At 67.6% G+C, this 12400-nt stretch carries 12 protein-coding genes; 9 read left to right on the top strand and 3 right to left on the bottom strand.

Annotated features, from left to right (window positions below):
• The first annotated feature begins 45 nt into the window (after positions 1–45).
• From G0Q01_RS24135 to G0Q01_RS24155, 5 genes are all read left to right on the top strand, one after another.
• Positions 46–471, top strand: a complete 426-nt coding sequence (locus G0Q01_RS24135; RefSeq protein WP_164213927.1) for a DUF302 domain-containing protein — start codon at positions 46–48, stop codon at positions 469–471.
• A 2-nt stretch (positions 472–473) separates the two neighbouring features.
• Positions 474–1688 carry a 5-aminolevulinate synthase gene (gene hemA / locus G0Q01_RS24140; RefSeq protein WP_164189295.1) on the top strand — a complete coding sequence of 405 codons (1215 nt, stop codon included), beginning with the start codon at positions 474–476 and terminating at the stop codon, positions 1686–1688.
• Positions 1689–1884: 196 nt separating this feature from the next.
• The gene (locus tag G0Q01_RS24145) at positions 1885–3147 is read left to right on the top strand and encodes a sorbosone dehydrogenase family protein (RefSeq protein ID WP_164189297.1); all 1263 of its coding nucleotides are present in this window, start codon (positions 1885–1887) and stop codon (positions 3145–3147) included.
• Positions 3144–3722 carry a cytochrome c gene (locus tag G0Q01_RS24150; protein WP_164213928.1) on the top strand — a complete coding sequence of 193 codons (579 nt, stop codon included), beginning with the start codon at positions 3144–3146 and terminating at the stop codon, positions 3720–3722. Before G0Q01_RS24145 ends, G0Q01_RS24150 begins: the two co-directional genes overlap by 4 nt.
• A gap of 304 nt (positions 3723–4026) precedes the next feature.
• A complete protein-coding gene (locus G0Q01_RS24155; RefSeq protein WP_164189301.1) occupies positions 4027–5121 on the top strand; it encodes an AbrB family transcriptional regulator in 1095 nt (364 codons plus the stop codon).
• Here the strand turns inward: G0Q01_RS24155 and G0Q01_RS24160 are convergent.
• Both G0Q01_RS24160 and G0Q01_RS24165 read right to left on the bottom strand, forming a co-directional pair.
• Positions 5118–6257 (bottom strand): hypothetical protein, encoded by a 1140-nt coding sequence (locus tag G0Q01_RS24160; RefSeq protein WP_164189303.1) that lies wholly within the window; start codon positions 6255–6257, stop codon positions 5118–5120. The genes G0Q01_RS24155 and G0Q01_RS24160 overlap by 4 nt on opposite strands.
• Before the next feature lie 10 nt (positions 6258–6267).
• Entirely contained in the window at positions 6268–7047 is a 780-nt protein-coding gene (locus tag G0Q01_RS24165; RefSeq protein WP_164189304.1) for an SDR family oxidoreductase, read from the bottom strand.
• A 188-nt stretch (positions 7048–7235) separates the two neighbouring features.
• Here G0Q01_RS24165 and G0Q01_RS24170 point away from each other — a divergent pair, with 188 nt between their 5' ends.
• Positions 7236–8270 carry a Hint domain-containing protein gene (locus G0Q01_RS24170; RefSeq protein WP_235940373.1) on the top strand — a complete coding sequence of 345 codons (1035 nt, stop codon included), beginning with the start codon at positions 7236–7238 and terminating at the stop codon, positions 8268–8270.
• Positions 8271–8404: 134 nt separating this feature from the next.
• On the opposite strand, the gene G0Q01_RS24175 is transcribed toward G0Q01_RS24170, so the two are convergent.
• Positions 8405–8668: a Rho termination factor N-terminal domain-containing protein gene (locus G0Q01_RS24175; RefSeq protein WP_164189306.1), complete on the bottom strand. Its 264-nt coding sequence runs from the start codon at positions 8666–8668 to the stop codon at positions 8405–8407.
• An 88-nt stretch (positions 8669–8756) separates the two neighbouring features.
• On the opposite strand from G0Q01_RS24175, the gene G0Q01_RS24180 reads away from it, so the two are divergent.
• From G0Q01_RS24180 to G0Q01_RS24190, 3 genes are all read left to right on the top strand, one after another.
• Positions 8757–10364 (top strand): peptide chain release factor 3, encoded by a 1608-nt coding sequence (locus G0Q01_RS24180; protein WP_164189308.1) that lies wholly within the window; start codon positions 8757–8759, stop codon positions 10362–10364.
• Between the two features lie 203 nt (positions 10365–10567).
• Positions 10568–11020, top strand: a complete 453-nt coding sequence (locus G0Q01_RS24185; RefSeq protein WP_164189310.1) for a GNAT family N-acetyltransferase — start codon at positions 10568–10570, stop codon at positions 11018–11020.
• Positions 11021–11023: 3 nt separating this feature from the next.
• Positions 11024–12394, top strand: a complete 1371-nt coding sequence (locus tag G0Q01_RS24190; protein ID WP_164213929.1) for a DUF2927 domain-containing protein — start codon at positions 11024–11026, stop codon at positions 12392–12394.
• The last annotated feature ends 6 nt before the right edge of the window (positions 12395–12400 follow it).

Consider the following 12400-nt stretch of genomic DNA (forward strand, 5'->3'; position numbering starts at 1 on the left):
GGCCGCGGAACTCCGCGGCCGGGTCTTTCACCACGGAGACCCGCCATGCTCAGAACGCTTGCCCTGCTGATCACCCTGCCGGCCGCCGCCACGGCGCAGGAGGTCATCACCCACGCCTATGACGGCAGCTTCGAGGAAGCGACTTTCGCGCTCGAGAATGCGATCATCGGCGAGGGGCTGGTGGTCGATCACATCAGCCATGTCGGCGAGATGCTGGCCCGGACCGGCGCCGACATCGGCGCCGAGACCCATCTTTTCGATGCCGCCGACGTGTATCTCTTTTGCTCCGCCACCACCTCGCGCGAGGTGATGCAGGCGGATCCGGAAAACCTTGCGTTCTGCCCCTATGCGATGTTCGTCGAGAGCCGGGGCGCCGAGACCAAGATCGGCTACCGCAGCTTTGCACGCGAAAGCATGGCGCCGGTCAACGCGCTGCTCGCCCGCATTGCCGCCGCCGCCACGGAGTTCTGAGCATGTATGATGCATTGTTCCGCACCCAGCTCGACAGGCTCAAGGCCGACGGCAACTACCGCCATTTTGCCGAACTGCAACGTCTACGGGGGGCCTTTCCCGCTGCCACCCACCACGGCGCGCACCGCGAGGTGACCATCTGGTGCTCGAACGACTATCTCGGCATGGGCCAGCACCCGGCGGTGCTTGAGGCGATGCACACCGCGCTCGACACTTGCGGCGCTGGCGCGGGCGGCACCCGAAACATCTCTGGCACCACCCACGAGCACGTGCTGCTCGAGGCGGACCTGGCCGAGCTGCACGGCAAGCAGGCGGCGCTGCTCTTCACTTCCGGCTATGTGTCGAACTGGGCCAGCCTCGGTACGCTCGGCGCGCGCATTCCGGGTCTGGTTATCCTGTCTGACGCGCTCAACCATGCCTCGATGATCGAGGGCATCCGGCAGTCCAAGGCAGAGCGGATCATATGGAGGCACAACGATCTGGCCGATCTGGAACGCCACCTCGCCACCCTGCCTCTCGACCGGCCCAAGCTGATCGCCTTCGAAAGCGTGTACTCGATGGATGGCGACATCGCTCCGATCGCTGGGATCTGCGCGCTGGCCGAGCGCTACAACGCGATGACCTATCTCGACGAGGTCCATGCCGTCGGCCTTTACGGACCGCGCGGCGGCGGCATCGCCGAGCGCGAAGGCCTGATGGACCGCATCGACGTGATCCAGGGCACGCTGGGCAAGGCCTATGGTGTGGCCGGTGGTTATATCGCCGCGTCGGCGACGCTCTGCGACTTCATCCGCAGCTTCGCCTCTGGCTTCATCTTCACCACCGCGCTGCCGCCCGCCGTCGCCGCAGGAGCCCGCGCCGCCGTGGCGCACCTGAAGCGCTCGCAGCGCGAGCGCGCCGCGCAGCGCCGGGCGGTGGCCAGCGTGCGCGAGGGGCTCGACCGGATCGGCGTGCCGCATCTGCCGAACCCCAGCCACATCATCCCGGTGATGGTCGGCTGCCCGCAGAAATGTCGCTACATCTCGGACCGGCTGCTCGACGAGCACGGCATCTACATCCAGCCGATCAACCATCCCACGGTGCCGCGCGGCACCGAGCGGCTGCGCATCACCCCCGCGCCGGTCCATTCCGCCGAAGACATCCGGCGGCTTCTTTTGGCGCTGGAGTCGCTTTGGGCCGAATGCCAGCTGGCGCGGAGACCTATTGCGGCGCAGTAAGGCCGAACGGTTTCCGACAAGAGCGCCGCGTGCCGCGCAGCGCTCTATTTTGACATGAATGCTTCACTTTAAATGCACTTTAGAATTGCGGGAATTCGTTGACGAATCGCACATTGGGCCCGCAGCTTTCCTGAGGTCCACCCGGAGGAACTCCGTCAGCAGGCGGAGTGTGGAGGGCTGATTTAGGGAGAAAACTATGAAAGCCAATCATTTCGTTTCAAGTCTTCTATTTTCCACCATCCTGACGACGCCGGTCCTTGCGCAGGACAATATGGACAAGCTGTCCAACATGCAGCGGACCGATGCCGCCTTCACCTTCATCGACCAGGAGGGCGAACGCGCCGACGCGCTGAAGGAAATCCTGCCGCATATCAACGTCCCCGACGGCTTCGAGGTCAGCCTCTATGCCGTGGTGCCGGATGCCCGCTCGATGGCTGTCGCGCCGCAGGGCACCGTCGTTTTTGCAGGGACCCGCAAGGACAAGGTCTGGTCGATCGTCGACCGCGACCGCAACCGCGTGGCGGATGAGGTGAAGGACTTCGCGCCCTCGGTCACCTTCGACGTGCCGAACGGGCCGTGTTTCTCGCCCGACGGTTTCCTCTATATCGCCGAGCGCAACCGGGTGCTGACCTTCCCGGCGGCGGAGTTCTTCTTCGAGGGGCCGGACCCCGCGGTGGGCGAAGTGATCGCCAAGGGCGAGCTGATCCCCGCCGAGGAAGAGAGCTTCAACCACACCGCCCGCGTTTGCCGCGTCGGACCGGATGGCAAGCTCTACATCTCGCTCGGCCAGCCGCACAACATCCAGCCCAAGGACAAGCTGGAGATGTACGACAAGATGGGCATCGGCGGCATCATCCGGGTCAACACGGACGGTACCGGGCGCGAGGTCTATACCCGCGGGATCCGCAACTCGGTCGGCCATGACTTCAACCCTGCCGACGGCTCGCTGTGGTTCACCGACAACCAGGTGGATGGCATGGGCGACGATATCCCGCCGGGCGAGCTGAACCGCCAGACCGAAGCCGGGCAACACTTCGGCTTCCCCTGGACCAACGGCGGCACCGAGATCCCCGACTACAAGGACGTGGAGCGTCCCGAGGGCGTCGAATTCGTCGAGCCGCAGGTCAACATGCAAGCGCATGCGGCCGATCTGGGAATGCGCTTCTACACCGGTGGCTCGTTCCCCGACAAATACAAGGGCGGGATCTTCTCGGCACAGCACGGCTCGTGGAACCGCACCGAGCCGGTCGGCGCGCGGGTGATGTTCACTTCGCTCGACGAGGAGGGCAACGCCGCCAACACCGAGGTCTTCGCCGACGGCTGGCTCGACGAAGAGACCGGTGAATATCGCGGACGCCCGATGGACATCGCCTTCCTGCGCGATGGCTCGATGCTGGTGTCGGACGATTTCGCCGGGGCCATCTGGCGCATCGCCTTCGCTCCCAAGGCGGCCGAATGAGGGCTGTCGCCTCGATGATCCTCGGCGGGCTGATGCTCGCCGGGGGCACCCCGCTCTCTGCCGGTGATCCGGCGGCGGGCCGGAAGGTCGCCAACATGTGCCGCACCTGCCACGGCATTGATGGCATGGCACAAATCCCCATCGCGCCGAACATCGGCGGCGAGCCCGAGACCTATCTCGAGAGCCAGCTCATGGCGTTCAAGAGCGGCGCGCGCGAGCACGAGATGATGTCGGTCGTCGCGGCGGGCCTCACGGCGCAGCAGATCGCCGATGTGGCCGCTTGGTACGGATCGCATAGCGCCAGCGCCAGCCTGCCCGAGGGGGTGAGCGAGGCAGATGCACCCGAGGCCTGCATCTCGTGTCATGGGGCAGACGGCATCGCCCTGCTGCCCGAGGCGCCGAACCTCGCGGGCGAGGTCAACATCTACATCGACACCCAGCTCAAGGCGTTCAGGACCGGCAAGCGCAAGCATGACATCATGTCCTCCATCGCCGCCGAGATGACCGACGAGGACATCCGCGCAGTGGCCGACTGGTACGCGGCGGTGAAGCTGGAGATCGACGGGCCGGAGTGATCCGCTGCAAGACCCGGTCGCTCGGGAGGGCCGCGGCCGGTGCCTGCGCGGCACCGACGCGGCCCCGGAAAGCCCCTTGCCTCAAGGCGCCGCCAATACGCCTTGAGGCACCGCAATCGCATGCCTCTCGCTATCCCCTCTGGACATTCGGCGCCCGATCCGTTTCCTGAAGGGCGCAGATCGGCTCCGCGCGCCCTGACCCAAGCGCAGGACGTGCCCCGCCTCCGCGCCCCGAGCCTCCGGGCTCTCCCCGGCCTCGACCGCTCCGGCGGGCGCGCCCATCCTTGTTCCGAGCGGAGGCCGCATGGCCCGTCCCACCCACTCCCGCCTGCTGGCGTGGCTCGCAGTCTTCCTGCTCTCGGCGGTCCTGGGCGCCGGGCTCGAGCTGCTGCATGTCCCCGCGGCGCTGCTTCTTGGACCAATGATCGCCGCCATCGCGCTGGCCGCGAGCGGGCTGGCGTCGGGCCCGCGCGCGATCGCAACGCCGCGCCCGCTCTTCGAACTGGCTCAGGCAGCCGTGGGCACGATGATCGCCGGGCAAATCCCCGCCTCAGTGCTGCCGGAGATTGCGCAGGACTGGCCGATCTTCGCGCTCGGGGTGGTTTTCGTGATCGCGGCAGCGGCGCTTCTTGGCTACGTGCTGGCGCTCAAGCAGGTGCTGCCGGGCAACACCGCGGTCTGGGGCGCGTCGCCCGGCGCGGCACAGGCGATGGTCTTCCTCGCCGAGGCGCATGGCGCCGACATTCGGCTTGTCGCCGTGATGCAATACCTGCGGGTGGTCATGGTCGCCGCGGGCGCATCGCTGGTGGCGCGTGTCTTCGTCGGCGCGCCGGAGATGGCCAGCGACCCGGCCCCCTTGTTCGCGGTCCCGGACCGCGGCCTGCGCGACGCGCTGATCGTCATGGCGCTTGGCATCGTGCTGACCCGGATCACCCGCATGCCGGCAGGCACCTTCCTGATCCCGCTGCTTCTGGGCGCGGCGGCGAACGGGCTCGGGTGGCTCGCGCCGGTGACGCCGGGCTGGATGATGGCGCTGGCCTACGCGGTTGTCGGCTGGACGATCGGGCTGCGCTTCAGCCGTGACATCCTCCGCCATACCGCGCGCGCCCTGCCGAGGCTGGTGATCTCGGTGCTGTTGCTGATGGCACTCTGCGGGCTGATGGCGGCGGCACTGGTGGTCTTCGCCGGGGTGGACCCGTTGACCGCCTACCTCGCGACCAGCCCCGGCGGCGCCGATTCCGTTGCCGTGATCGCCGCCGCCAGCAACGTCGACATGGCCTTTGTCATGGCCATGCAGACGCTGCGCTTCATCATCGTGCTCGCCACCGGGCCGATGATCGCGCGCTTCGTCGCCGCGCGGGTCGAAGCCAGGCTCCCTGCCCTGAGGCGAGACGCCTAGGCGCTCAATGCGAAAGTCGCCTCCGCGACGTCGCGGCCGTTGACCTGCACGATCACCGCATGGGGACCGGGATGCAGCCGAAAGGTGGTGGCATCGCCCTTCATCCGGTGGTGCTTGTCCAGCCGCAGCGGTGTGCCGGGCACGAGCCTGGCCGACTTCAGCTTGAACACTTTCTCGGCGCTGCCGCCCGGACGGTGGAAGCGCAGGCGGTAGTCCACCAGCACAGGCCCGCCCTCGGGCGAAACCAACTCGACCGCAAAGCCCAGCCTGTCGCCAATCTTCACATCCGTGGAGGAAAGCGTCACCCGCGCCGCCACCGGCAGATCCGGGCGATAGCCGAGCAATGCCAGCGCCTCGGGCTCGCCACGCTTCACCGCGGTGCGCAGGGCGTGGCGGGTGATCCAGTCCATCTCCCTGGGTGCCTGCCGCGCCTCCTCCTGCCAACGCCCGAGGCGGGTGAGCACCTCGCCTGGTGCAATCTTCGACAGATCGTTGAGGTGGTTGGCCACCGAGCGCGTGACAAAGCGCGTCTTGTCCGCATGCAGCGCGTCGAGGTAGCGCAGCGGCACCAGCGGATCGAGGCTGATCCCCATGCCCCAGGGCAGCTTGGGCCGGGTGCCCTCGGAGACCAGCCTCCGCACGTGGTAATTCGGATCCGCGACCCAGTTGTCGAGCCGCGCCAGCACGTCGGCCGGCCAGCGGTTGAGGAAGGGTCGCAGCGCAAATTCCATCGAAAAGCGCTGCGTGGCCGCATGGATCAGGTCCAGCGCCCGCTCGGGATGCGCCATGCCATGCTTGACCGCCAGAACGCCCGGCACCGCATGGATGAACCGCCCGAAATCATCGTCGCCGAGCGTGGGATCGAGCGGCTCCGGCAGGGCTGCCTCGACCTGCTCCGCCATTTCGGGAAATCCCGAAGGAAGCTGCGCGGCCAGCGCCTCGGCCAGCACCTCGAGCCGTGCGTGCACCCCGAGGCCGGCGAGCCGGGACAAGGCGGTCTCGACGAAACGTTCCGCGTCGAAGCCGGGCAGCACCGAGAAATCGCGCCCCAGATCGGTCAGAGACTGGCGGTTAAACAACTGGTCGGCGAGCGAGAATCCCGCTCCGCCGCCCTGCCCGTCGGGTCCTCGTGCCATGGCTCTTCGCTCAGATCGTCGCCAGGGTCTCGCCGCCGTCGAGCACGATGTTCTGCCCGACGATGAACCGTGCATGGACCGAGCAGAGATAGGCGCACATACGCCCGAAATCCGCGGCCTGCCCGTATTCCCGCGTGGGGATGCCCGCCGCCCGCTCGGCGCTGATCTCGGCGATGGGGCGGCCGGTTTTCTCGGCGTCGTGCTTGTCCATCTGCACGATGCGCGCGGTCTCATGCACGCCCGGCAGCAGATTGTTGATCGTCACGCCCTTTTCGGCCACCTGGCGCGAGGTGCCGGCCACAAAGCCCGTGAGCCCCGCCCGCGCCGAGTTCGACAGGCCGAGCTGCAGGATCGGCGCCTTGACCGAGCGCGAGGTGATGTTGACGACCCGGCCCCAGCCGCGCTCCATCATCCCCGGCAGCAGCGACTGCATCAGGGCGATCGGGGTGAGCATGTTGCCGTCAAGCGCCTTGAGAAAATCGGTGCGGTCCCAGTCGCTCCATATGCCCGGAGGCGGACCGCCCGCGTTGGTCACCAGGATGTCGGCGCCGCGCGCCACCTCGAGCACCTGCGCCCGTCCATCCTCCGAGACGATGTCGGCCGCTACGGTGGCCACCTCGACCCCATAGGTGGCGCGGATCTCGGCGGCAGTGGCCTCGAGCGTCTCGGCGCCACGCGCGTTCATGACAAGGTTGCAGCCAGCTTCGGCCAGCGCCTCGGCACAGCCACGCCCCAGCCCCTTCGACGAGGCGCAGACCAGCGCCGTTTTCCCCGCGATCCCGAGATCCATCTTCTTCTCCCTGTGCACTCCGCCGGCAAAACGCCGGGTCCGGGGCCATATGATGACACATTCCCCTGAGAGACAATGGCGTGTAGGCTGAGAGCGCCTCGGGGGACCGCATCGCCCGGGGCAATGTAGGAGTGGGCGGAGGCATTTCGGGAAACCCCGAAAGACCCGCGCGCAGGTAGAGACGAGTGATGGCAGAGGCCCTTTCCAGTGTGATGCCCGGCGCCGCCCGCCCGGCGCACAGCGTGACGGTATACCGCGGCAGAGATCTGCGCGTGGTCAGCGGCGCCAACCTCGGCGATGCGCTGAGCTTTGCCGAAGAGCTGCAACCCGACGATGTCTACGCGCTCTCGCCCCTTGCCCGCCCGGCGCGGCTGACCCTCTTGCCCGCCGCCGCCTCACCCTTCGAGATCGCCCTCGGCAGCGAACTGGGTCGGCGCGGCGCCGATCTGCACCTCGACGCCTGCCTAACCTTCATGAGCCGCGACGGCGCCATCACCGAGGCGCTGGCACTGGTCGAAACCTGCGCCGACGGGCTGGTGACCGAAGTCTACCTGATGCCCCTCGCGGGGATGCAGCCGCGCAAGGATTACGCGCTGATCGGGGTCAACCGCGACACGGCGCTGGCCCGCTTCGCCCAGCTTGCCTGCGTGTCTTTCACCGCCGGCACGTTGATCACCCTCGCGTCCGGCGCGCAGTGCGCCGTGGAGGACCTCCGGGTCGGCGACCGGGTGCTGACCCGCGACGACGGCGCGCAGGAGATCCGCTGGATCGGCCAGCAGACGCTGCGTGCGGTCGGTGCCTTCGCGCCAATCCTGATCCGCGCCGGCACGCTCAACGCCGCCCGAGACCTATTGGTCAGCCCCGACCACCGGCTTTTTGTCTACCAGCGCCGCGACCGGCTCGGCGCCGGCCGTTCCGAGCTGCTGCTGCGCGCCCGCCACCTGATCAACGGCGAGACAATCCTGCGCCGGGAAGGCGGCTTCGTGGACTACTACCAGATGCTCTTCGACCATCACCAGATCATCTACGCCGAGGGCATCGCGGCGGAATCCATGCTGGTCGACACCCGCACGCGCGCCGTGCTGCCAGCCGAGCTGTCGGAGCAGGTGAGCGCGCTGCTGCCGCGGCACAGCGCCTCGGATCAGCCGGAGCTGGAGGTGCAGGAAACGCTCCTGCAGCGGCCCGACGCGGCGGAGATCCTGCGGCAATCGTCGGCGGGGTGAGCTGACCCATCTGCCCCGTCGCGCGGCGGGGGGCTCCCCGGAGCTATCTTTGCCCAGAAGGCTGCGCGCCGGGCCGCCGTCGGACTTTTGCTCTTAGCAAATGCACCCGCCTAAGCGGCCTACATGCTCAGATCCTAGTGGGAACGCAGGGCGTCGATCAGTTCGGCCTTTGTCATCTTCGAGCGCCCGTCTATGCCGATCTCCTGAGCGCGCTCGTAAAGCTCCGCCTTGGTCCAGTCCTCGTAGGGGGGCGCCTTGCCGCCCTTTTCGGACGGGTGCATGTCGGGATTGGCCTTGGCGTTGGAAATGCGCGCCGCTTTCTCCTCCGAGTAGCCCTTGTCGCGCAGCGTCTCATAGAGGTCGGGGTCCTTGATCGACGGGGCGTGGTCCTTGGTCATCCGGGGTCTCCTTTTGAAGCCTCAACCGCCATCGGCGCGACGCGGTTCCCCATAGACAAAACCCCCGCCCACACCTATACGCGCGCTCATGCTGGACACCGCTTCGAACCGCCCCACCCTGCCGCCCGAGATAGCGCGGCGCCGCACCTTCGCGATCATCTCGCACCCGGATGCGGGCAAGACCACGCTGACCGAAAAGTTCCTGCTTTTCGGCGGGGCGATTCAGATGGCCGGACAGGTCCGCGCCAAGGGCGAAGCGCGGCGCACGCGCTCGGACTTCATGAAGATGGAGCAGGAGCGCGGCATCTCGGTTTCCGCCTCGGCAATGTCCTTCGAGTATGGCAACTTCCGCTACAACCTCGTCGACACGCCCGGCCACTCGGACTTCTCGGAAGACACCTACCGCACGCTGACGGCGGTGGATGCGGCGATCATGGTCATCGACGGCGCCAAGGGCGTGGAAAGTCAGACCCGCAAGCTCTTCGAGGTCTGCCGCCTGCGCGACCTGCCGATCCTGACCTTCTGCAACAAGATGGACCGCGAGGCGCGGGATACCTTCGAGATCATCGACGAGATCCAGGAAAACCTTGCCATCGACGTGACGCCCGCCAGCTGGCCGATCGGCATGGGCCGCGATTTCGTCGGCTGCTACGACATGATCCACGACCGTCTTGAACTGATGGATCCCGCCGACCGCAACCGGGTGGCGGAATCGATCAAGATCAGCGGCCTCGACGACCCGAAGCTCGCCGAACATGTGCCTGCCGACCTGCTCGAGCAGCTGCGCGAAGAGGTCGAAATGGCGCGCGAACTGCTGCCCGCGCTCGACCCGCAATCGGTGCTCGAGGGGCATATGACCCCGATCTGGTTCGGCTCGGCGATCAACTCCTTCGGCGTCAAGGAATTGATGGACGGCATCGGCGAGCTCGCCCCCGAGCCGCAGCCGACCTCGGCCGATCCGCGGCAGATTGCCCCCGACGAGAAGAAGGTCGCCGGTTTCGTCTTCAAGGTGCAGGCCAACATGGACCCCAAGCACCGCGACCGCGTCGCCTTCGTGCGCCTGTCGTCGGGCCATTTCGAGCGCGGCATGAAGCTGACCCATGTGCGCACCAAGAAGCCGATGGCGATCTCCAACCCGGTGCTCTTCCTCGCCGCCGACCGCGAGTTGGCGGACGAAGCTTGGGCGGGCGACATCATCGGCATTCCCAACCATGGACAGCTGCGCATCGGTGACACGTTGACCGAGGGCGAGACGCTGAAAGTCACCGGCATTCCGTCGTTTGCTCCGGAACTGCTGCAAAGCGTGCGCGCGGGCGATCCGATGAAGGCCAAGCATCTGGAAAAGGCGCTCTACCAGTTCGCCGAGGAAGGCGCCGCCAAGGTCTTCAAGCCGTCGATCGGTTCGGGCTACATCGTCGGCGTCGTCGGCGCGCTGCAATTCGAGGTGCTGGGCGCGCGGATCGAGCAGGAATACTCGCTTCCGGTGCGCTTCGAGCCCTCGCAGTTCACCTCGGCGCGCTGGGTGCACGGCGAGAAGGCGTCGGTCGAGAAGTTCGTCAACGCCAACAAGCAGCACATCGCCCACGACAACGACGGCGATATCGTCTACCTCACGCGCATGCAGTGGGACATCGACCGGGTCGAGCGCGACTATCCGGGTGTCACCCTCTCGGCCACCAAGGAGATGATGGTCTGAGCCGGCTGTTGCAGCGCTGCACAGGTTAAGCTGCTGACCCAAGGTCACTTTCCATTTTCTGACGCCGCGAAATCAGAATTTCGCGGCGTCTTTCTCTTTCGCGGGACAAACCCGGGGCCGCTCCGGCTATACTGGCGCAGCAGAGGGCGCGAAGCCCCGGGCAGTTCACGATAAATAAACCAAAAGAAACGCATAGAGGCAGCATGTCCCAAGACTCCCTGACCATCCGGCCGCTCGAGGCCGGGGACGAGGCCGCGTGGCGCGCGCTCTGGACCGGCTATCTCACCTTCTACGAGTCCTCCGTGCCCGAGGAAGTCTATGCCAGCACCTTCGCGCGGCTCTTGGGGGACGATCCGCAGGATTTCCACGGGCTGCTCGCGCTGGTGGACTGCGTGCCTGTTGGGTTGGTGCATTACGTCTTTCATCGCCATTGCTGGCGGATCGAGAATGTCTGCTACCTGCAGGACCTCTACGCCGCGCCCGAGGCGCGCGGGATGGGCGTCGGCAGGGCGCTGATCGAGGCGGTCTATGCCGCCGCCGATGCGGAAGGCGCACCTTCCGTCTACTGGATGACGCAGGAATTCAACGCCACCGCACGGCAGCTCTACGACCGGATCGGCACCGTCACCCCCTTCGTCAAATACCAGCGGCGCTGAGCGATGCGGCGGCTGGTTCTCTTCCTCGGCCTGCTGATCGGTGCCTGCGCGCCGATGGCGCCCGAGAGCGTCAGCCGTGCCGCTGGCCCTGCCACCGTGGCACCCGAGGTGAGCCCGCCGCTCGCCAGCCGCTTCGGCGCGCCCAACCCGGTGCCCCCGCAGGCCGGCAACACGCAGATCGCGCGGGACATCCTCGATCTCGCCTTCTCGCTGGAATCGGGGCGCGCGCTGCCGGTCTTCAGCCGCTTCGAGGGACCGGTGACCCTGCGGGTGGCAGGCACGGCGCCGGCAAGCCTTGCGCCCGATCTCGACCGGCTGCTGCGCCGACTGCGCGAGGAGGCCGGGATCGACATCACCGAGGTGAAGCGCGGAGAGGCCAACATCACGCTGGTCCCGGTGCCGCGCGAGAAGATCCGCAAGCAGCTGCCGCAGGCAGCCTGTTTCGTCATTCCCGGTGTCAGCTCCTGGAGCGAGTATCGCCGCGCGCAGAACGCCGGCGAGGCGAGCTGGACCGAGGTGCGCGAACGCGAGACCGCCGCCGTCTTCCTGCCCTCCGACGCCGCGCCGCAGGAAATCCGCGACTGCCTGCACGAGGAAATCGCGCAGGCGCTCGGCCCGCTCAATGACCTCTACCGGCTCGGCGAGAGCGTCTTCAACGATGACAACGTGCATACCGTGCTCTCGGGCTACGACATGCTGGTGCTGCGCGCCTTCTACGACCCGGCGCTGCGCTCGGGGATGGCGCGCGCCGAGGTGGCCGCCGCCCTGCCCGCGATCCTCGCAAGGCTCAACCCGGCGGGGCAGGACGTGCCCGACCGTCGCCTCGCGCCCACGCCGCGCGCCTGGGTCGAGGCGATCCAGACCACGCTCGGGACCTCCGAACCGCTGCCGCGGCGCCGCGCCGCCGCCGAGCAGGCGCTGCGCCTCGCCCGCGCCGAGGGCTGGACCGATCACCGTCTCGGCTTCACGCATTTCGCCCTCGGCCGGCTGCTGGTCAGCGACGAACCGGCGCAGGCCGAAACGCAGTTCCGCGCCGCGCTGCGCATCTTCTCGACCCTGCCTGACGCCCGGCTTCACGAGGCCTATGCCGCCGCCCAATTGGCCGCGCTGGCGCTCAGGAGCGGCCGCCCCGAGGAAGCACTGACGCTGACCGCCCCGCAGGAAGCCGTGGCCCGCCGGCACGAGAACGCCGCGCTTCTGGCCAGCCTTATGACCCTGCGCGCCGAGGCGCTTGATGGGCTTGGGCGCAGCGCCGAGGCCGCCGCGCTGCGGCTGGACTCTCTGGGGTGGGCGCGCTACGGCTTCGGCCCGGATTGGGACGGCGGTGCGCAGATGCGCAGGCGGGCCGCCCTCGACCCGGTGCAAGGGAGCTGAGGAACC

It is taken from the genome of Salipiger sp. PrR007 (assembly GCF_010499845.1).
In the GTDB taxonomy this organism is placed as follows: domain Bacteria; phylum Pseudomonadota; class Alphaproteobacteria; order Rhodobacterales; family Rhodobacteraceae; genus Salipiger; species Salipiger pacificus_A.